Source organism: Ulvibacter sp. 2305UL32-6 (assembly GCF_058148545.1).
This window is the reverse complement of record NZ_JBYVKA010000001.1, coordinates 447685-467767: the sequence shown is the minus strand read 5'-3', so window position 1 is coordinate 467767 and position 20083 is coordinate 447685. Positions and strand designations below refer to the sequence as shown.

Here is a 20083-nt window from a genome sequence, read left to right as displayed (position 1 = left end):
TACTTATGAAATTTTTAATTTTAGTATTGTCTTTAGTTATACTGCTTTCTTGTTCTGGTTCACCAAAAAATGTTGGCGATAATTCTCTATCTGGTGTAATTGTACATTCTATTTTGGAGCGTGATTGTGCATATACTATCAAAGTATTTGAGAATCAGAAGGTGTATTTTTTTGATCCTATAAACTTAGAAACTAGTTATATGAAAGATGGTTTAAAGATCCAATTTCAACATAGACCTCTTCGAATAAAAAATAGATGTGATAAGGCAAACCCAATAAGTCTGACTTTTGTAAAAAAACTTTAGATTAATTTTTTGAATATTGTTTTAAGTTTAGAAGAGGCTGCCGAAAGGTTAGCCTCTTTCTTATTAGCAATGTAACAAAGTTAAGTGAGTTATCTAGTACCTAGATTAAATTGAAGATATGTCAGGCGTTTTGTTCGTTGTCTACAGAATAGCAATTATTACCATCCTCCAGAAGCACCTCCACATTCATTTTCTACGGAAACTGATTATTATTTTGTGTCAAAAAAAATTACAAAATAATAACCAAGAACCACCACCATAAGCGGTGGCTTTATACTTTTGATATATTTACAGCTTTTAAAACATTACCATCCTCCAGAAGCACCTCCACCTCCAAAGCCACCTCCGCCGAAGCCGCCACCGAAGCCACCACCGCTTGAGCCGCCCCCGCCGCCGAAGCCGCCAGTACGCCCCATATTGGAAAGAATGATGATGTCTAGTAAGCTGGAGCCATTTCCATAGCCACCACTATTTCCACCACCTCTACCATTTTTTTTAGCACGAAGAATGATGAGAATAATGACGAAAATAGAAATTATTATAAGGAAATTGTAATTAGGGGACTGTTCGCTATCAAAATCTCGATCTTCTGTAAATTCTCCATTTAATGCGGCAAAAATTGCATCTGCGCCTTGATCGAGTCCGGCGTAAAAATTTCCCACTTTAAATTCTGGGATCATTACCCTATTAATAATGCGTTCGGCATCTCGGTCTGATACGCGATATTCAATACCATAACCCGTATTAATATCGACTTGGCGATCATCTTTAGCTAAGATGATCAATATACCATTGTCCTTATCGGCTTGGCCAATACCCCATTTTTGTCCCCACTGGGCACCGAGTAATGAAATATCCTCACCTTTTGTGGTGCTTATCACAACCATTACGATTTGCGTGGAGGTTGAGTCCGCATAACGAATCAACTTATTTTCTAATGCTGTCTTTTGCGAGGCATTTAGTAGATCAATATAATCGTATAGGGATGTTTGTTTTTGTGGAACTTCCGGAATATCATATTGAGCAATACTTTTTTCAGAAAAGAGCATGGTTATTCCGAGGAAACAAGCCAATATGTATTTCTGAAGGGTAATATTCATAGATCTAGTGGTTTAGCATAGCTTATTTAGCCTACCGAAATATCGTCGGGAAGTTCATTAAGGTCTTTATTATTATAAGGAAAATATTTTTTTAACTGTTCTCCCGCTTTAAGAACTCCATCAACAAGACCTTGTTTCATGTCGCCAGCCTTAAAATGATCGATGATCAAGTTTTTAGTGCTTTCCCAGAAATCTGGGGCAACCACATCATTAATTCCTTTATCGCCCATAATAACCAGCGTACGGTCCTCAACGGCAATGTAGATCAACACACCATTACTTTGCTTGGTGTTGCTCATGTGAAGAAATTCAAACACTTCCGCAGCACGATCAAACGCATCTAGATCGGTATGTGCTTCAAGATGGACTCGTATTTCACCTGAAGTGTTTTTTTCTGCAAGTCGGATCGCTTCAACGATCTCTTGTTCTTCGATTTTGGTTAAAAAATCTTCTACTTTAGAGGCTGTCATTATTTTCCGAAGTCAAATTCAACCGTAGGCGCTTTTTCTGTACCTTCATCTGCTTCGAAATAAGCCATTTCTGAAAATTTCCCAATAAAATTATTGATAAAGTTATTTGGGAAGGTTTTAATATGCTTGTTAAATGGCTTTACACTTTCGTTAAAACGATTTCTTTCAACATTGATCCGGTTTTCAGTACGTTCTAATTCGTTGATCAATTCTTTAAAGTTTTCGTTCGCTTTTAGGTCTGGGTAGCGTTCAAAAACAGCCAAAAGTCTTGACAATGCTGAGGTAAGACCTTGTTGTGCTTGTTGAAACTGTTCAAGCTGTGCGGGCGTAATATTGGATGGATCAATTTGAATAGAGGTAGCTTTTGATCGAGCTTCCGTAACCTTGATCAAAGTTTCTTGTTCAAATTCTGCATAGCCTTTAGCTGTATTGACAATATTTGGAATAAGGTCAGCACGTCGCTGATAAGAACTCTCTACATTGGCCCATTGAGCGGTTGCATTTTCTTGGAGGCTGATACCTGTATTATAAAATTTTGGCCCCATAGCCAAACTAAAAATGGTTAGCAGCGCAACTATGGCAACAACAATAATAATTACTTTTTTCATCTGATGATTTTTATAGTTGGTCTTTAATTTTAAGCAATTCGGCTTTTACCGTTTCCAGTTTTCTAATAAGCTCGAAGTTATTTAGTGTTTTTTGTTTGTTCTCTTTTAGATGAATTTTAGCGCCATCTAGGGTAAAACCGCGTTCTTTTACCAAGTGATAGATCAATTCAAGATTTTTAATATCCTCTGGAGTAAATTTTCTGTTTCCTTTAGCATTTTTCTTGGGTTGCAGTACATCAAACTCTTTTTCCCAAAAGCGAATCAACGAGGTGTTGACGTCAAAGGCCTTGGCAACTTCGCCTATGGCATAGTATCTTTTTTCTGGAAGTTCAACGTGCATGTATTAAAACTTAATATTATATCTGAATTCAGAACTTGGTTACTACCAACCTAATCCAGCGACTGGTTTTCTTGTTGCGATAAACGTAAGATACGCGCAAATTCTTCGGGAGAGAGGTTTCCGTAGTAAAAGTTAATAGGATTAATACGTTCACCATCTTTAAAGATCTCATAGTGTAAATGAGGGGCTTCACTCCGGCCAGTACTTCCTACAAAACCGATCAGATCACCGCGCTTTACTTTTTGTCCGCTGCGCACATTGTACTTATATAAATGGGCGTATAAACTTTCATAACCATAGCCGTGATCAATGCGAATGTGATTTCCATAACCCGAAGCCGTATTATCTGCCCGCGTCACACGACCATCACCACTTGCATATACAGGTGTTCCTCTAGGTGCTGTAAAATCCATTCCGAAGTGAAACTTAGACACCTTTGTAAAAGGATCGGTTCTATAGCCAAATCCAGATGCCATACGGGTGAGGTCTTCGTTATTTACGGGCTGGATAGCAGGAATTGCCTCTAATAATTTTTCTTTTTCTTCCGCAAGAACAGCAATATCATCCAATGATTTTGATTGAACCACGATCTGCTTGGTTAGAATATCTAGCCGTTTATTTGAGGCAATTATAAGTTTTGAGTTGTCAAATCCTTCAAGATCTGAATATCGATTTACACCACCAAAACCAGCTTTTCTTTGTTCATCTGGAATGGGATTCGCCTCAAAATAGACGCGGTATAAATTATTGTCACGTTCGGCAACTTCCGTGAGAACACGTTCTGCCTGAGCCATTTTTTTATTGAGGATATCATATTGTAAACTCATAAAAGCAAGCTCACGCTTTAAAGTTTTTTCTTTGGGCGTTTCTACATACGGAAGGTTTAGGTAAACCAATAGCAGAAGAAATCCACTAAGGACCATACCCACCAAGCTAAGCATAAAGATGCCTAGTTTGCGCCCTTTTTTCTTTTCAATTTTGCGATACGAGAGGGTTTCGCTATCGTAGTAATATTTAACCTTAGACATACGTTAAAAAAACTTATTTTTGCTCGTTGATAGGTTGTGCTATATATAGTAACGAAACACAAATATAGAAATTGTTTTCTGCATTTCAGTAGTACACCTTTACACTTAAAATTATTTCAATGAAATCGCGCGAAATACGCTCCCAGTTTTTAGAGTTTTTTAAATCAAAATCTCACGATATAGTGCCCTCGGCCCCTATGGTTTTGAAAAATGATCCCACACTCATGTTTGTGAATAGTGGAATGGCACCATTTAAAGAGTATTTCCTCGGAAATGCCATACCTAAAAACAATCGTATTGCCGACACTCAGAAATGTTTACGTGTTAGTGGAAAGCACAACGATTTGGAAGAAGTTGGGTATGATACCTACCACCATACCTTATTCGAAATGTTGGGTAACTGGAGTTTTGGCGATTATTTTAAGGAGGAAGCTATTGCATGGGCATGGGAATTGCTCACCGAAGTCTTTAAAGTAGATAAAGACATATTATATGTCACTGTTTTTGAAGGAAGTGACGATGCCGATAATCTCGCAATGGATACAGAAGCATACGATATCTGGAAAAAATATATCTCAGAAGATCGTATTCTGAAAGGGAATAAAAAGGATAATTTTTGGGAAATGGGCGATCAAGGTCCCTGTGGCCCGTGTTCAGAAATACATGTTGATATTCGCTCTGCGGAAGAAAAAGCACAAGTTGATGGCAAATCGTTGGTAAATGAAGACCATCCTCAAGTTGTAGAGATCTGGAACTTGGTTTTTATGCAATTCAACCGAAAGGCAGATGGATCGTTAGAAAACTTGCCAAACAAACACATCGATACAGGAATGGGCTTTGAACGCCTATGTATGGTATTACAAGGGGTGACTTCAAATTATGATACAGACGTCTTTACACCCATCATTCGCGAGATCGAGACCATTACAGATACCGAATATGGGAAGGACGAAAAAACTGATATCGCCATTCGCGTTATTAGTGATCACGTTCGCGCTGTTGCTTTTTCTATAGCTGACGGACAGTTGCCAAGTAATACAGGTGCCGGGTATGTAATTCGACGAATTTTACGTCGTGCCGTACGATATGGGTTTACTTTTCTCAATAAAAAAGAGCCTTTTATTTATCGATTGGTTGGTGTGCTAAGCGCACAAATGGGAAAGGCCTTTCCTGAGCTTAAAACTCAAAAACAACTTATTGAGAATGTAATCAAAGAAGAAGAAGCTTCCTTTTTAAGAACCTTAGATCAGGGATTACTTCTTTTAGATCGAATGATCTCTAGTGAAGAGAAAAAGGAGATTTCGGGCGCAAAGGTCTTCGAACTAAAAGACACTTATGGTTTTCCTGAAGATCTTACCGATCTAATCCTGAGAGAACGTGGTTTTACCTATTCTAAATCCGAATTTGAAGAGAAATTAAGAGAACAACGTGAACGTGGTAAGCAGGCGTCTGAGTCGAAATCTGATGACTGGCAGATCCTTCTTGATGATACTGAAGAAGAATTTGTGGGTTATGACACCTTAGAAACACAAGTCAAATTAACCCGTTACCGTAAAGTCACCTCCAAGAAAGATGGTACCATGTATCAACTGGTTTTTAATCTTACGCCGTTTTATCCCGAAGGTGGTGGGCAAGTTGGTGATAAAGGATATTTAAGGATGCCGAATGGGAATGTAATTTACATTTTAGATACCAAGAAGGAGAATAACGTGATTATTCATCTTGCAAAGAATATTCCGGCTAATTTAACGGATACCATGAAAGCCGTTGTAGATGGAAAGCAACGGTTTAGAACCGAATGTAATCATACAGCAACCCATTTGCTACATCAAGCTTTACGTGACATTTTGGGTACACATGTAGAGCAAAAAGGAAGCGCAGTGCATTCAAAATATTTACGATTTGACTTTTCGCACTTTTCAAAAGTCACTGATGAACAACTCCGGGAGGTAGAGTCTTTTGTAAATTCTAGAATTGCTGGAAGATTGCCTTTAGAGGAAAATCGAAGTGTACCAATGGAACAAGCTATCAATGAAGGTGCCATGGCGCTTTTCGGCGAAAAATATGGTGATGCTGTACGTACAATTCGTTTCGGGCAATCTATTGAACTTTGTGGGGGAACACATGTTAAGAATACTGCCGACATCTGGCATTTTAAGATCGTTTCGGAAGGAGCTGTCGCCGCGGGAATTCGTCGTATAGAAGCGATCACCAATGATGCGGTAAAAGACTATTTTGCCGATAATGACAAAGCGTTTTCCGAAGTAAAAGCACTGCTTCACAATTCGCAAGAACCTGTTGTTGCTATTGAAAAGTTACAGCACGAAAACAATGATCTTAAAAAGCAAGTAGAGCAGCTTTTAAAGGATAAAGCTAAAAACATAAAAGGAGAATTAAAAACTGAAGTTAGTCAGATAAATGGAGTCAATTTCTTGGCAAAAGAACTCGATTTGGACGCTAGTGGATTAAAAGATCTTGCTTTTGAATTAGGGGGTGAAATAGATAATCTTTTTATTCTCTTCGGAAGTCGTATTGACGGGAAAGCTCTGCTAACCTGTTATATTTCGAAAGATCTTGCAGTTTCAAAAGACCTTAATGCAGGTGCGATCGTTCGCGAACTTGGAAAACATATTCAAGGTGGCGGCGGCGGACAACCATTTTTTGCCACAGCCGGAGGTAAGAATCCTGATGGCATTCCAGCAGCCCTTGAAGCGGCAAAAGGATATTTAGAATAGTTCAATTAAAATAATCGACAGTCTTGCAAGATGAAGCTACAAACAAGCATAGCGTTACCACCAAAGCAGCCGTCGATAGATTACGCCTCAAAACTAGTATTGCTAGGTTCTTGTTTTTCTCAAAATATTGGGGATAAACTCGCGTATTTTAAGTTTCAGCAAACGACCAATCCGTTTGGAGTCATTTTTCATCCTGTTGCCATCGAAAAACTACTTGAACGTGCTGTTCATGGCGCTTTTTTTTCGGAAAAGGATATTTTCTTTTATAATGAACAATGGCATTGTTTTGACGTGCATTCGGCTTTAAGTCGGCCAGACAAGCAAAACTTTTTAGATACTTTAAATACCCAATTATCGGTGCTGCGGAATTCGTTGGAAACGGCGAGTCATATTGTATTGACCTTCGGAACTGCTTGGGTTTATAGGCAAACAGAGACGGCTTCGGTTGTTGCGAACTGTCATAAGGTGCCGCAAGCGGCCTTTTTAAAAGAATTACTTTCGGTGGAGCAAATTTCAGAAAGCATCACAAATTCTATTCAGTATATAAAAGAGTTGAATGCAAATGCAACGATCATTGCCACCCTTTCGCCAGTGCGTCATCTCAAGGATGGATTTACTGAAAATGCACGAAGCAAGGCGCATCTCTTGGCAGGAATTCACCATGTTGTTGACACAGCGGCACTTCAATATTTTCCTTCGTTTGAGATCATGATGGACCAATTACGCGACTATCGTTTTTATGACGAAGATCTTATTCATCCAAATAATACCGCGATTAGAATTATCTGGGAAAAGTTTAAAGGGGTGTGGATCTCTTCGGAAACGAAAGAAACACAAAAGGAAATTGCTTTGATTCAACGCGGCTTACAACATCGTCCGTTTTTCCCCGAAAGTGAGTCGCATAAGGTATTTTCCGAAGGTCTTCAGAAAAAAATAAAAGTCATTACAGAGCGTTTTCCGCACATAAAGTTCACAGTATAGGGCAATTGCCTTATTGAATTGCGTTGAGTTTCACAGCATCTTTGCCGTGTAATTAATCATTTAAACTCAACATTATGAAAATTTTCAAACAAGTATTACTTGCGCTTTTTGTAAGCTTGGCAGTAACAGCCTGTAAAAAAGACGACGAGGGTGGAGACGATCCACAAGGAGGCGAAGGAACACTAACAGCTAAAATTGACGGACAATCTTTTAGTGCAGATATTGCGGTTCAAGCGCAGATCTCAGATGCTGGACAGACCGATGTTCTTGCCATTTCAGGAGGTACCTCACAATCTGAAAACTTACAAATGATCATTCAAGGTTTTGATGGTGTAGGAACCTATGACCTTAATTTTACAAATATTGGAACGTATAGCTATCTGCCAGATCCTAATAACCCAGACCCAAATACGGTAAAGATTTATATCAGCATCAACGGTACACAATCAACTGGAGAAGTCAATGTTTCAAGTTTTGACGGTGACAATATTAAAGGCACTTTCAGTTTTACAGGTTATGACGTAAATAATCAATCTGATTCGGTAACTGTAACCGACGGGCAGTTTAACTTGGCGGTTACCAATAACTAATTGAACGCATATAACGAAAATCTCATGTTGGGATTTTTATGTGGATCGGGAGCAAGACAGCTGTTTTGTTTCCGATTTTTTTTATGTAAAGCGTAATGCCCAAAGTAGCAAATACGCGTATTGCACTTCAATCTTTTACCCATCATTAATCACCAAGCATCATTATACGTCAATTGCCCTATTGAAAGACTTTGATTACTAATGCATCTTTACCATATCAAATACTAAAACCATAATTATGAAAACAACATTATCACAAATACTGTTTCTAGCAGCTGTGCTTCTGCAAGCTATCACTGTTTTTGGGCAGCGCGCGGAAACACCAGATTTTAGATATGATACTGGAGCTAAGATCAACGAAATGACCCTAACCCAAGGTGGTACAATGGTTGTTGCCACTAATGATGGTTTGGTGGGGATCAAGCCAGGAAGCAATGAATTGCTTTTTAATTTTACCGACTACGGAAGAGTAAAACCAGAAGAACTTTTCTTTACACCTGGAGCGCCGTACGTAATTGTAGGACAAGTTGGATTCGCAAATTTGACAGCCAAGAAAGCCGTGATCGACTATCTCTCTGGAAAAAAACTTTTTAGTACCGAAGATAATGGCTGGAAAGCTGTTATGACCTGTGATGTCATGATGCCGCAAAACAAATTAGTGGTCAGCGGACAGCGACGTTCTGAGGAAAAATACGCCATGCAGGTGGCTGTATACGATTTAAACACAGGAAATGAAGACTATCGTTTTAATCTCGACGAACCAGGGCGGGTTGGAATCGCAAAAGACTACAGTGTGACTGGAAAACCCCTTTTATTAAAAAATTCACTTGTTATCCCAACAGCACAAGGTTTGGTAGCTAAAAAAGCGCAAACGGGGGAAACCCTTTGGGATACTAAAATTAAAAATGTAGAATGGTTAACAGCAAATGCTTCGGAAACCGACATTTATGCTTTTGATACCAACGACAGCTATAGCAATACTAAGATCTATAAAATAGGAACCAATGGCGAAGAACTTTGGAAAGATGAGGCTAAAGTTAAAGGTGTAGTTACCAATTTTGAAATATTACCCCAAGGTTTGGCCGTGGTAAGTAATACATACAATGAGGGAAAAAGTATACTTGCTGGCCGTTCGGAATCAAAAATTGCGATGCTCAATGCGGCTAATGGTGAAGATCTTTGGGAGAAAGCCCCAAAAACAAAAGGGTATGTACAGCATTTCTATATCATGGAAGATGGTATTCTCTTCGGAATTCATGAGGGCGGTATCAATAAAATATCGTTTGACGGAAATACCTTATTTAAAAAGCCGCTTAAGACAGGTGAAAATATTTTAACAATGGCCGAAACCCCGCAAGGCCTTATTTATATCACTTCCGAAGATGCTAACATTGTAAACTTAGAGACAGGGGAACAGGTTTGGAATAAGCCCTTAAAATACAAACGCGCCAATGCTGTAAGTTCTACATACGACAGTAAGGATAGTCGTTATTTAATAAGTGCAGACGACGAGCTGTTTGCCGTAGACGCTAACTCGGGAGCCGTTTCAACCTTAGCGGAGTCTAAGTTTGACGGTAAAGAAGATCCTACAGGCGTTGAAATGCGCGAGGGCGGAATTCTCCTAACGAGCGATCAGAACTTGATGTTGTTAAATGGTGAGGGTAAGCAGAATTGGCACGAGTATTATCGTGCTCCTGGTAAAAGCGCGCTTGGGGCGATAATTGCAGGAGTAGCGGCTGTAGCCACTGCAACAACGGCAATGGCTTCATATAATGCCGCCAATCAAAATAGAAATAAATTAGGTTCATATACAGATCGCGGACAACGATATGCAGATTTTGGCGATGGGATGGCTGCTGCGAGTGGCGCTTCCGTAGCAGAAATGCTCAAGCGCTTTAAGGCTACTGCTGCAACCGAAAACGCACAATTTATTCTTACTAAATTAGACGAGGGCGTAGGTTTAGTAAAAATTAATAAAGACACAGGAACAAAGGAAAAGGAGATCGTTTTAAAAGATAAAAATCCGGAGTATCAAGTAGATGATTTTGGCGGGATACTTTATTATAAAGCCGATAACAACTCGATTTTCGCATACGATCTTAATAAGTAATCAGCTAACTAACCAAGTTGATGTGGGTTGTAGGCATTGAGGAGAGTCTACGAACACACTAAGACCCCATATGTAATGTATGGGGTTTTAATAAATAAAATTATGCTTAAAATTATATTTACCCCAACAAGAGAGAATACCCCTATTTGGCTAACCACCATTTTCCTGTGCATCATGGTCGGTTTTCAGCTTGTGAGCCCCTTAAGTGTTGTTTTTGGCTATTTTCTGGAAACGATTGTAATCGGGATCTTTCACGTTGTTAAACTGAGACTTACCCAAAAATATGGTATTCCTGTTAAAAATGACGGAAAGACACCGCCAGGTATAGGTTTACCTATTTTTTTTGCTTTTCATTATGGTTTCTTTGTTGCTATCCAATCTATTTTTGCGTTTAGTTTTTTTGAAACAGAGATTCCTGAGATTAAAAGTGGCTTTAATCTACTAGCAAATTATGAATATGTTTTGTCACGACCCGATATGCTTTTCGTAATAGTACCTATTGTTTTAACCAACCTAAGCTACTTTATTACTAATTTTTTAGTTCCAAAGCAATACAAGAACTACAGTGCAGACCAATTGCTCTTTAAACCCTATGTGCGCATTTTTATTCAACAGTTCGCGGTTATTTTAGGTGGATTCTTCTTTGTAATGGGAGCACATATTGCAGCGGCTCTCTTAATTTTATTACTGCGCTTTTTGGTCAGTAGCCTGATGATGAATATAAAGCGAGATTCAAATTTTTTAGACCGTGTTGCGCAAAAAGTGTCAAAAACGACAGAGCAATATGAAGAAGCAAAACAAAAATTGCAAGAGTTCAGCGAATAATAGTTAAATGTTCCAAGACAAATGATATTTATTAAAAACACCCCAGCTTGGTATGAGCACGTTTGGGTATGGGTTAGTATGAGTACCATAGCATCTTTTGCCGTTTACTTTCTGTTGCTAACCTTAACGCGATGGAGAATCCGAGATCTAAATAAACGGATCAGTACTTATCAGTTTTTTGCTATACTGTTTAGTGTGCTAAGTTTGATCACGAGCTGGATGTGGTTTTATTATTTTGGGATAATTTCCACTTTTCCTGCGTGGATCTTAGCGCTGTTATTTACCATAGAGAGCATTCGTAAACATGGTTTTACCAAAAAAAATAAAGGAATTTTTCTTCTATTGTTGCTAAGCTTAATATGCATGTGTTACGGAATTTACGTTTGGTTCATTGCGTAATCTATTTTTCGTATTTTGATGAACTAAAACCAATCGATGAAGATTCAATTTTGCTTCCTATTTTTTATGTTTTCCTTCGTTGTTTATGCCCAAAATCAAGAGCGTAAAATAGACAGCCTGCTACAAGTTGCCAAAACCGCAGATGATTCAACAAGATTCGCTATTTTAAATGATGCTGGTTTTTATTACATATTTAATAAGCCAGAAAAGGCGAAAGAATTACTCAATAGAGCACTTACTGATGCCCAAAACACCTCAGATCAGTATAGTATAGCTCGGTTAACCAATACCTACGGAATCTACTATGATGTATCGGGGAAATTTGATTCTGCACAATTTTATTTTAGAAAAGCTCTTGATCTGAGTAAAACAAAGGGCATTAAAAGTATAGAGGCGCGTGCGACCAATAGCTTGGGGATGTCACATTGGAACCAAGGGAAATATCAGGAGGCCTTAGATTACTTTTTTAAAGCCTTGGCTCTCAATCGCGAAAATGGTGAGCCGGTAAATGATGCGAAGTATTACAACAATATCGGCCTCATTTATCAGGAACTCAACCTTGTAGATAAGGCATTAGAATATCACTATAAAGCATTGGCACTTCGGAAACAGTACAATGTATTACGCGACATTCCGAAGTCATTAAACAACATTGCGATCAACTTACAAGATAAGGGTGATTTTAAGGAAGCTGAAAAAATATTAAAAGAGGCTATTTCAATTTCAGAAAATAATAACGACCTGGCGACTTACTTTGAGTCGTCACATAGTTTGGCGCGACTGTATCAAGAATTAGGTCAGAATGAGAAAGCTATTCCTATATTAAAAAAAGCTATTGAAGGTAGACTTTCATCAGGTGTAGATAAAGTAGGCACCATTGCTTCTGTCAATAATATAGCCGAAGCCTATCTCGATACGGGGAATGTAAAACAGGCTTTAACGTATTTAGCTTTGGGAGAGGAACTTCTGGAAGAATTTCCCGATGAAAAGGTGACTTCCTTTGAGTTGTATTACTGCTTGTCTCGCGCGCATTTCATGAATAACAATCCGACTCTGGGAAATGCGTATTTCGTGAAAGCCTTGGAAACAAAGGATGCTGTTTTTTCTGAAAAGAATGCAGCTACGATTGCAAACTTGGAGACAAAGTATAATGTTGCCGAAAACGAAAAACAACTTGCTGAGACCCGCGCCTATTTGGCCGAAACAGAATTGGAAGTGGAACAACGAAATGTGATGATCTACGGTGGTGTTGCGCTTGTAGCAATCTTCGCGCTTATTGGGTATTTGTTTTTTAGTAGACAAAAAATGAAGAATAGGCAACTGCAAAAAGAAAGTGAACTTCGGGAAGCACTTGCCAGAATTGAAACGCAAAATCGATTGCAAGAACAGCGTTTGCGTATTTCTCGAGATCTCCATGATAATATTGGAGCGCAACTCACCTTTGTGACGTCTTCAGTAGATAATCTGAAATACGGTTTAAAAGATAAACAGAAGGAGGTAGGGGAGAAATTAGAAACCATAAGCGCCTTTACCACACAAACCATCTATGAACTTCGCGATACCATTTGGGCTATGAATAAAAATGACATCACCCTGGAAGATATGCAGGTTCGGATTGCAAATTTTATTGATAGAGCCCGATCTGCTGCGTCAGCGGTATTGTTTAATTTTGAAATAGATTCGAGCTTATCTATAAATAAGACATTTTCTTCTACGGAAGGAATGAATCTCTATCGCATCATTCAGGAAAGTGTAAATAATGCGCTAAAGTATGCTAACCCGAAGCATATTGATGTTCGTATTTCCGAAGATAAAGAGCAACTAATAGTGACCATTTCTGATGATGGTAATGGTTTTGATATTAAAACCACACCTAAAGGAAATGGATTACTAAATATAGAAAAAAGGGTTCGAGACCTAGGAGGTTCTATCAAATTAACCTCTGAAATAGACAAAGGAACCACGGTGATCGTCTCCCTTCCCAAAACATCGATATAAGGCAAATGCCCTATGGCAATCAACTGTGATATGAACTACTTTTAGTATTCATATTTGGGGTATGCTTTTATTGATCACCATTATAACTATTACTACTATAGCTGCAATCACGGCTGTCTTCGCGCGAAGTAGACATCAACTGCAGCAGAAACATCTAGACCTAGTTTCTAACTATCAAAATCAATTAGATATTCATAATAAACAGTTGGCGTATAGACAACGCAAACTTGATACCTATCATTTTCTAAAGTATAACTTGGATGAATCATTGCGAATTCAAAAAGAAATAGTGCTCTAGTTTTAACAATTCACCATATGTTTCTAAGGATATTTTATGTTAAAGCACCGTTTTCACTATGTGTCCTTTTGATGTTTTTACCAGTCCTTGTTGTTTCTCAAAATGAAAAGCAGATTGATTCGATCAACAATTTGTATGTACAAGGGCTTAATATTCCGCAGGAAAAGATCATTGCTCTTTTCAATGATAATATAAAACAAGCGCAACATATTAATTACCAAAAAGGAGTTGCCGATGCCTTAGCAAAATTATCACTCATTTACGGCTATCAAGGCGTCTATGATGAAAGTACAAAATACGGTTTGCGCGCCATAAAACTATACGATTCCTTAGGGATGCAAGATGTAATTGCCTATAGCTATGCTCAATTGGGCTATAGTATGAAATATTCAAAGCTTGATAAGGCCTTAGAATATATGCAATTAGGAAAGAAGGTTGCCGAAAGAGATTCTATAACAACGGTTTTAAAAGATATTTATAATAATTACGGTGTCTTAAAGGAAATTCAACAGGATCTCGATAGTGCGCTTTACTATTACAACCGTAGTCTTAGCATCAAAAAAGAAGAGCGGGATACTGTTGGGATTCCATATAGTTTAAGCAATATCGCGGGCGTTTACGGGCTTCAGAAAAAATTTAAGGAAGCTAAGATGTATTTCAATACCTCCTTGCAAACCAGACTTCGTTATCAGGATTCTACAGGTGTGGCAGAAAACTATACACAAATCGCTGAGGTGTATATGGCAGAAGAAAAATGGCAGCAGGCAATTTCTTATGTGCATCAGTCACTTCCCATGGCACAAGCAAAACAATATCGGAATCTCACACAATACAATTATAAACTACTTTCCGATATTTATAAAACTCAAAACAATGCAGATTCTGCCCTTTACTATTTTGAACAGTACGCCACTATAAAAGACAGTATGCATAATATTTCGGTAAACGAAACAATTGCCAAATTGTCAATTGAGTTTGAAACTGAAAAGAAAGAGAAAGAGATCCTTAAACAACGCGCCACTCTTGTTGAAAGAGAAGCGGAAGTTGATCGAAAAAATACGATGCTATTTGGTAGTTTATCCGCTTTGGTGTTGGTAGGATTAGTGAGTTATTTGCTGTACCAACAGCAAAAGCTAAAAAATAGACAGATCAAAAAGGAGGCCGAACTAGAAACAGCTTTAGCAAGAATAGAAACTCAAAATAGGTTGCAAGAACAGCGCCTCCGAATTTCTAGAGATCTTCACGATAATATTGGCGCGCAACTCACTTTTATTATTTCAAGCATTGATAATTTGAAATATGGATTTACCGATATGAGCGAAAAGCTCGCTGCAAAATTAAGCGGTATTAGTGGATTTACGAGTCAGACGATCTATGAATTACGCGACACGATCTGGGCGATGAATAAAAACGAAATAACCTTTGAGGATCTTCAGGCGCGCATTAGTAACTTTATTGAAAAGGCTCGCGATGCTTCTCAGAATACGGCTTTTTCTTTTCAAATTTCTTCGGAAGTGGACATGGCGTATACCTTTACATCGGTTCAAGGAATGAATAGCTATCGCATCATTCAAGAGGCGGTCAACAACGCGCTTAAATACGCCGAAGCTACGAGTATATCTGTAATGATTTCCGAAGAGAACAAGACCCTGAATATTTCTATAATTGACGATGGAATTGGATTTGCTACTTCCGAAGTAATACTAGGAAACGGACTCAACAATATAAAAAAGCGAGCCAGAGATGCGGGTGGTGAGATCGAAATTTTAAGTGAGTCTAACAGGGGGACTGTAGTTAAAGTGATTATCCCTAAAACACACAAAAATTAAAAATACGTATACGGCAATTGCCCTATACACCGGTGCCTTGTTTTTTTTCTATCTTTAAGCAACTAACACCTTCTGTATGAAACTTAAAATTGCTATCGTAGACGATAATTCATTTCTTATCAATGCCGTTCGGGAAAAATTATCCTTTTTTGATGACATTACAGTAAAACATACTTCACTTAATGGTAGTGAATTGTTGGTCAAGTTGGAAGAAAATCACAATGTTGACCTTATCCTTATGGATATTGAAATGCCCGTGCTTAACGGAATAGAAACCACCCAGGTGGTAAAGCAAAAATACCCACAGATCAAGATCATCATGCTTACCGCTTTCGATAATGATGAGCATATTTTTAATGCTATAAAAGCAGGAGCCGATGGGTATCTATTAAAAGAGATCAATCCTACAGATCTTTATAATGGCATTCATGAAACCCTTAATGGCGGTGCTGCCATGAACCCTTCGATAGCGTTGAAAACGCTGAAATTGTTGCGAAACCCTAGTAGCATTCAAAACAAAAGCGATCAAGAAGAAATTTCGCTTTCCCCAAGGGAGGTTGAAGTTTTAGAACAACTAAGCAAAGGATTGAGCTATACAGCAATTGCCGATAATTTATTTCTTTCACCAAGTACGGTGAGAAAGCATATTGAAAATATCTATAAAAAGTTACAGGTACACAGCAAGATCGAGGCGGTTCAAAAGGCGAAAAACCATAATATAATCTAGCGATAATCTGCTGGCGGCACTCGCGCCTGTAATACCTGCTCTATCTCTAGACCCATCTTTAAAAGCTTCGCTTCTTCATACGAATTTGCGATTAGTGTAATAGCCATGGGTTCACCCGTTGTTTTAAGTCCCATAGGAATGGCAAGACATGGTCGTAAACCAACAGCAGCATAGGCAGAATGATAGTTGTTAATGGAAAGAATGGCGTCTAATTGATTTGTTTTCATGGTTTCTTCAAAAAAGGCATTTCCGTTTATGAGCAATTCCTTCCGAAGCAATTCAAATCCGGCTACACTTGTTGTATCGGCCATAATTCCGTCAAATATTCCTTGACTGTAAGGCATGTTAACAATACTGTCTTTACGGTTAAAAGTCATAATCTCTGCTAAGTTTTTTAGAGAAATATTTTTTGAGGCGTGTGTTTTTAAGTACTTCGGAAGCTCCTCTTTCATTTCCAAATTTAAAAGTGTTGAAAACCCGTCGAGTGGTTTGCGTTCTGGATCAATTTCGATCACCTCAATGCCCGAAGCTTTTAATTTTGCAACCGCAGCTGCATAAAGTGGTTCTTCCAAAAGATCCTTGATCACACCAAAACGAAACATAAAAGAATCATTTTTTTCTTTTAGTAGGTATGTTTCATTCGAGCGTACACTTTTATGATCATTAACATCTTCACCACGCATGGCGTCCATTAGAATACTAGCATCCACAACGCTCTTCGTCATAGGTCCTGGCGTGTCTAGGGTGTGTGAGATGGGAACGATGCCCGTTCTGCTCAACACTCCGGGAGTGGGTTTTAGGCCCACAAGTGCATTCTGACTCGAAGGAGAAATAATAGAACCAGCAGTTTCGGTTCCAATAGCCGCAACAGCATAGTTTGCTGCAGTTGCTGTTCCGCTTCCGGCGCTGCTTCCACCCGTTTCAAATTCACGAATGCCATACGGATTCAAGGTTTGTCCGCCAACGGCACTATATCCCAACGGACAACGTTGGCAAAAGTAATATGCCCATTCGCTGAGGTTCGCTTTCCCAAGAATAATAGCGCCATTTGCTTTAAGTCTACTTACAATAAAAGCGTCTTCCAGCGGCTGATTCTCTTTTAAGGCGGCAGCTCCGGCCGTAGTTTTCATGTCTTTGGTATTGATGTTATCCTTTAGCAGAATGGGCATTCCGTAAATTGAATGATGTTGGCCAGTTTTATTTGCATCGCGCTTCTTGGCTTCAGCAATCGCATTGGGGTTTAGCGCAATGATGCTATGCAATGATCGTGACGAATCAAGCTCGATATTGGCAATTCGTTTTAGATAAAAAAGCGTTAATTCTGTATACGTAAAGGTGCCATCCGCAATGTGCTGTTGCAGGGTAGGGATGTCTTGCTCGAGAATTAGCGGTTTTAAACTGTTATATCGCGCTATCGGAAAGTTGTCAATTTCCGTTTTTACTTCGGAAAATATTTCGGTCTTATCGATGATCTTAGATTCAATAAGCTTGAATTGCATTCGATCTAAGGGATGCGCTTGCTGCTTCTGAAGCAGTTTTTCTTCGGAAGACATTTTTCCAGCAATACCAGAAGAAATTAAGGAGTCGAGTTTGGTTTTTTGGGAGATTTTGGTCTCACTGTTTTTACAACTTCCGAAGCACAAAAAAAACAGAAAACAAGTCTTTAGTACAAATCGCATAGCATATTTTTTCCTAAAGATAAGAAAACCATCTCGTGGTGAGATGGCTTTCAAAAAAAGATACTTTTCAAATTTTATTAAAGTCCGAAGGCCTCTTTAACCTTGTCAATATAATCAAGCTTTTCCCAAGTAAATAGTTCTACTTCTTTAGTCACACGTCCGTTGTAAGGGCTTTCAAACACTTTGGTGATGGTTCTTGGCTCACGTCCCATGTGGCCATAGGCTGCCGTTTCAAGATAGATCGGATTGCGTAATTTTAGTCGTGATTCAATAGCCGATGGGCGCATATCAAATACCTTCGCAACGATCTTAGCGATCTCGCCATCGGTCATTTCTATGTGTCCCGAGCCATGAGTATTGACCAAAATAGAAGTAGGTTCAACAACGCCAATAGCGTAGGAAACTTGTACTAAGATCTCATCGGCCACTCCAGCAGCAACCAAGTTTTTAGCAATATGTCGCGCCGCATATGCCGCGCTTCTGTCTACTTTACTAGGATCTTTTCCGCTAAAAGCTCCACCACCGTGAGCTCCTTTTCCACCGTAGGTATCAACAATGATCTTACGCCCTGTAAGACCAGTATCACCATGCGGACCGCCAATTACAAATTTACCGGTTGGGTTTATGTGATAGGTAATTTCATCATTAAAAAGATCTTGCACATATTTAGGCAACAAAGCCTTTACGCGAGGCATTAAGATCTCAAGAATGTCTTTTTTAATTTTAGCTAACATAGGCTCATCGGCATCAAATTCGTCATGCTGCGTAGAAACTACGATCGCTACTATTTTCTGCGGAATATTATCATCGCTGTATTCAATGGTCACCTGACTTTTAGAATCGGGTCTTAAATACGATATCTCGTCGTTTTCACGACGAAGTTTAGCTAGTTCAATAAGGATCTTATGCGAAATGTCTAATGCCAAAGGCATGTAATTTTCGGTCTCTTTAGTTGCATAGCCAAACATCATTCCTTGATCTCCGGCACCTTGTTCTTCTTTATCAGCACGATCAACACCTTGATTGATGTCTTGAGATTGCTCATGAATTAACGAAATAACCCCACAAGAATCACCACTAAACTGGTAGGCTCCTTTTGTGTAACCAATATTGTTTATTACCTCTCTGGCAATAGTTTGAACATCTAAATAGGTGTCGCTTTTAACCTCGCCGGCAAGAACTACTTGTCCGGTGGTCACAAGGGTTTCACAAGCTACTTTCGATTCAGGGTCGAAAGCTAAAAAATTATCAAGTAGCGCATCGCTAATTTGATCTGAAACTTTATCTGGGTGTCCTTCAGAAACGCTTTCTGAAGTAAATAAATACGCCATAAACAGGTTTTAATAATGTAACAATGAAGGGGATTTGACGAAAGCTAGCTGCTTACTTTACAAAGAATACCTAAATTAATTTAGCATTTTTAATTCTGAAATAATTTCGGAATGGAGGTTGCAATCGGTCAAATCTTTCCTCGGGGCAAAGGTACATATATTTTTAATTCTACCTTACGATTTAACTTTGTTAAGTACGGCGCGTTGAACGACTTTGATCGGGTATGATATTACTTCAGGAATCTCCTCGGTGCTTTTTCCACTTTTGATTTTTTCTGAAGTATTTGCAAAGATGATCTCGAAAATAAGGTGATCTTCATGGAAGGTGATGAAGTTGGTTAGTAGGTTTCCTCCAACTTCAAAAAGCGTGTACAATCGATTTTCAACCACCTGCGTATCGAGTAAAATTCCATTATTTTCATCAATCACAAATTGCCCCTTAGCGGCATCTTTTGTGCGAATTGTATACCTTCTTTCTTGTCTTGTTTCGCCCTCGCCATAGATCAAAATATGGTCAAATTTACCAATGGAATCTGTTGGAGCAAGATGAAATTCCATCGGGACTTCACTCATGCCTTTTTCAGAAGAAATATGTAATATTCCAGTATATTTTCCGAAGAAATCCTGCGGAAAGGAAGCTGATGTGTCAGTTTGTGCATTACTGCTTGTAACAATTAATAAAATAATTACAAGCTTTAAGCGCTTATAAATCAGGGTTTTGAAGTTCATT

Annotated in this window: 18 protein-coding genes; 10 read left to right on the top strand and 8 right to left on the bottom strand. The window is 38.7% G+C overall.

What is annotated here, in order from left to right; genetic code table 11:
- Positions 1-5: 5 nt before the first annotated feature.
- Positions 6-305, top strand: coding sequence for a hypothetical protein (locus ACY2RU_RS02255; RefSeq protein ID WP_490136777.1), 300 nt, complete (start codon positions 6-8; stop codon positions 303-305).
- 305 nt (positions 306-610) lie between these two features.
- Here ACY2RU_RS02255 and ACY2RU_RS02250 read toward each other — a convergent pair whose 3' ends face one another.
- Genes ACY2RU_RS02250 through ACY2RU_RS02230 form a run of 5 tightly spaced genes read right to left on the bottom strand, consistent with a single transcriptional unit; the run spans position 611 to position 3851 of the window.
- A complete protein-coding gene (locus ACY2RU_RS02250) occupies positions 611-1405 on the bottom strand; it encodes a TPM domain-containing protein (protein WP_490136776.1) in 795 nt (264 codons plus the stop codon).
- A gap of 26 nt (positions 1406-1431) precedes the next feature.
- Positions 1432-1875, bottom strand: a complete 444-nt coding sequence (locus tag ACY2RU_RS02245; protein WP_490136775.1) for a TPM domain-containing protein — start codon at positions 1873-1875, stop codon at positions 1432-1434.
- Positions 1875-2483 carry a LemA family protein gene (locus ACY2RU_RS02240; RefSeq protein WP_490136774.1) on the bottom strand — a complete coding sequence of 203 codons (609 nt, stop codon included), beginning with the start codon at positions 2481-2483 and terminating at the stop codon, positions 1875-1877. Before ACY2RU_RS02240 ends, ACY2RU_RS02245 begins: the two co-directional genes overlap by 1 nt.
- Before the next feature lie 10 nt (positions 2484-2493).
- The gene (locus tag ACY2RU_RS02235) at positions 2494-2823 is read right to left on the bottom strand and encodes a MerR family transcriptional regulator (RefSeq protein ID WP_490136773.1); all 330 of its coding nucleotides are present in this window, start codon (positions 2821-2823) and stop codon (positions 2494-2496) included.
- Between the two features lie 50 nt (positions 2824-2873).
- The gene (locus tag ACY2RU_RS02230; RefSeq protein ID WP_490136772.1) at positions 2874-3851 is read right to left on the bottom strand and encodes a M23 family metallopeptidase; all 978 of its coding nucleotides are present in this window, start codon (positions 3849-3851) and stop codon (positions 2874-2876) included.
- A 119-nt stretch (positions 3852-3970) separates the two neighbouring features.
- Between ACY2RU_RS02230 and alaS the strand changes: the two genes are divergently transcribed.
- The 9 genes from alaS to ACY2RU_RS02185 all read left to right on the top strand — a co-directional run bounded on the left by alaS (position 3971) and on the right by ACY2RU_RS02185 (position 16343).
- Positions 3971-6586 (top strand): alanine--tRNA ligase, encoded by a 2616-nt coding sequence (alaS, locus tag ACY2RU_RS02225; RefSeq protein ID WP_490136771.1) that lies wholly within the window; start codon positions 3971-3973, stop codon positions 6584-6586.
- A gap of 30 nt (positions 6587-6616) precedes the next feature.
- A complete protein-coding gene (locus ACY2RU_RS02220; RefSeq protein WP_490136770.1) occupies positions 6617-7567 on the top strand; it encodes a GSCFA domain-containing protein in 951 nt (316 codons plus the stop codon).
- Positions 7568-7641: 74 nt separating this feature from the next.
- Complete coding sequence (locus ACY2RU_RS02215; protein WP_490136769.1) at positions 7642-8157, top strand: Riean_0653 family protein; 516 nt, start codon at positions 7642-7644, stop codon at positions 8155-8157.
- 238 nt (positions 8158-8395) lie between these two features.
- Positions 8396-10267: an outer membrane protein assembly factor BamB family protein gene (locus tag ACY2RU_RS02210; RefSeq protein ID WP_490136768.1), complete on the top strand. Its 1872-nt coding sequence runs from the start codon at positions 8396-8398 to the stop codon at positions 10265-10267.
- A 102-nt stretch (positions 10268-10369) separates the two neighbouring features.
- On the top strand, positions 10370-11092 hold the full coding sequence (locus ACY2RU_RS02205; RefSeq protein ID WP_490136767.1) for a DUF6498-containing protein: 723 nt from the start codon (positions 10370-10372) through the stop codon (positions 11090-11092).
- Positions 11093-11527: 435 nt separating this feature from the next.
- Positions 11528-13489, top strand: a complete 1962-nt coding sequence (locus ACY2RU_RS02200) for a tetratricopeptide repeat protein (RefSeq protein ID WP_490136766.1) — start codon at positions 11528-11530, stop codon at positions 13487-13489.
- 61 nt (positions 13490-13550) lie between these two features.
- The gene (locus tag ACY2RU_RS02195) at positions 13551-13787 is read left to right on the top strand and encodes a hypothetical protein (RefSeq protein ID WP_490136765.1); all 237 of its coding nucleotides are present in this window, start codon (positions 13551-13553) and stop codon (positions 13785-13787) included.
- A 71-nt stretch (positions 13788-13858) separates the two neighbouring features.
- Complete coding sequence (locus tag ACY2RU_RS02190; RefSeq protein ID WP_490136764.1) at positions 13859-15616, top strand: tetratricopeptide repeat-containing sensor histidine kinase; 1758 nt, start codon at positions 13859-13861, stop codon at positions 15614-15616.
- Positions 15617-15692: 76 nt separating this feature from the next.
- Positions 15693-16343: a response regulator gene (locus ACY2RU_RS02185; RefSeq protein ID WP_490136763.1), complete on the top strand. Its 651-nt coding sequence runs from the start codon at positions 15693-15695 to the stop codon at positions 16341-16343.
- Here ACY2RU_RS02185 and ACY2RU_RS02180 read toward each other — a convergent pair.
- From ACY2RU_RS02180 to ACY2RU_RS02170, 3 genes are all read right to left on the bottom strand, one after another.
- The gene (locus tag ACY2RU_RS02180) at positions 16340-18022 is read right to left on the bottom strand and encodes an amidase family protein (RefSeq protein WP_490136762.1); all 1683 of its coding nucleotides are present in this window, start codon (positions 18020-18022) and stop codon (positions 16340-16342) included. The two genes, ACY2RU_RS02185 and ACY2RU_RS02180, sit on opposite strands and share 4 nt — an antisense overlap.
- A gap of 77 nt (positions 18023-18099) precedes the next feature.
- Positions 18100-19353, bottom strand: a complete 1254-nt coding sequence (gene metK / locus ACY2RU_RS02175; RefSeq protein WP_490136761.1) for a methionine adenosyltransferase — start codon at positions 19351-19353, stop codon at positions 18100-18102.
- Positions 19354-19527: 174 nt separating this feature from the next.
- Complete coding sequence (locus tag ACY2RU_RS02170; RefSeq protein ID WP_490136760.1) at positions 19528-20082, bottom strand: hypothetical protein; 555 nt, start codon at positions 20080-20082, stop codon at positions 19528-19530.
- Position 20083 lies beyond the last annotated feature (1 nt).

What these genes read in the sequence shown, in the direction of transcription:
- ACY2RU_RS02230 (WP_490136772.1), bottom strand. Translation starts at nt 3,851, where the DNA reads ATGTCTAAGGTTAAATATTACTACGATAGCGAAACCCTCTCGTATCGC.
- ACY2RU_RS02250 (WP_490136776.1), bottom strand. Translation starts at nt 1,405, where the DNA reads ATGAATATTACCCTTCAGAAATACATATTGGCTTGTTTCCTCGGAATA.
- ACY2RU_RS02200 (WP_490136766.1), top strand. Translation starts at nt 11,528, where the DNA reads ATGAAGATTCAATTTTGCTTCCTATTTTTTATGTTTTCCTTCGTTGTT.
- ACY2RU_RS02195 (WP_490136765.1), top strand. Translation starts at nt 13,551, where the DNA reads ATGCTTTTATTGATCACCATTATAACTATTACTACTATAGCTGCAATC.
- ACY2RU_RS02255 (WP_490136777.1), top strand. Translation starts at nt 6, where the DNA reads ATGAAATTTTTAATTTTAGTATTGTCTTTAGTTATACTGCTTTCTTGT.
- ACY2RU_RS02205 (WP_490136767.1), top strand. Translation starts at nt 10,370, where the DNA reads ATGCTTAAAATTATATTTACCCCAACAAGAGAGAATACCCCTATTTGG.
- ACY2RU_RS02235 (WP_490136773.1), bottom strand. Translation starts at nt 2,823, where the DNA reads ATGCACGTTGAACTTCCAGAAAAAAGATACTATGCCATAGGCGAAGTT.
- ACY2RU_RS02210 (WP_490136768.1), top strand. Translation starts at nt 8,396, where the DNA reads ATGAAAACAACATTATCACAAATACTGTTTCTAGCAGCTGTGCTTCTG.
- ACY2RU_RS02240 (WP_490136774.1), bottom strand. Translation starts at nt 2,483, where the DNA reads ATGAAAAAAGTAATTATTATTGTTGTTGCCATAGTTGCGCTGCTAACC.
- ACY2RU_RS02220 (WP_490136770.1), top strand. Translation starts at nt 6,617, where the DNA reads ATGAAGCTACAAACAAGCATAGCGTTACCACCAAAGCAGCCGTCGATA.
- ACY2RU_RS02185 (WP_490136763.1), top strand. Translation starts at nt 15,693, where the DNA reads ATGAAACTTAAAATTGCTATCGTAGACGATAATTCATTTCTTATCAAT.
- ACY2RU_RS02245 (WP_490136775.1), bottom strand. Translation starts at nt 1,875, where the DNA reads ATGACAGCCTCTAAAGTAGAAGATTTTTTAACCAAAATCGAAGAACAA.
- alaS (WP_490136771.1), top strand. Translation starts at nt 3,971, where the DNA reads ATGAAATCGCGCGAAATACGCTCCCAGTTTTTAGAGTTTTTTAAATCA.
- ACY2RU_RS02215 (WP_490136769.1), top strand. Translation starts at nt 7,642, where the DNA reads ATGAAAATTTTCAAACAAGTATTACTTGCGCTTTTTGTAAGCTTGGCA.
- ACY2RU_RS02170 (WP_490136760.1), bottom strand. Translation starts at nt 20,082, where the DNA reads ATGAACTTCAAAACCCTGATTTATAAGCGCTTAAAGCTTGTAATTATT.
- metK (WP_490136761.1), bottom strand. Translation starts at nt 19,353, where the DNA reads ATGGCGTATTTATTTACTTCAGAAAGCGTTTCTGAAGGACACCCAGAT.
- ACY2RU_RS02180 (WP_490136762.1), bottom strand. Translation starts at nt 18,022, where the DNA reads ATGCGATTTGTACTAAAGACTTGTTTTCTGTTTTTTTTGTGCTTCGGA.
- ACY2RU_RS02190 (WP_490136764.1), top strand. Translation starts at nt 13,859, where the DNA reads ATGTTTTTACCAGTCCTTGTTGTTTCTCAAAATGAAAAGCAGATTGAT.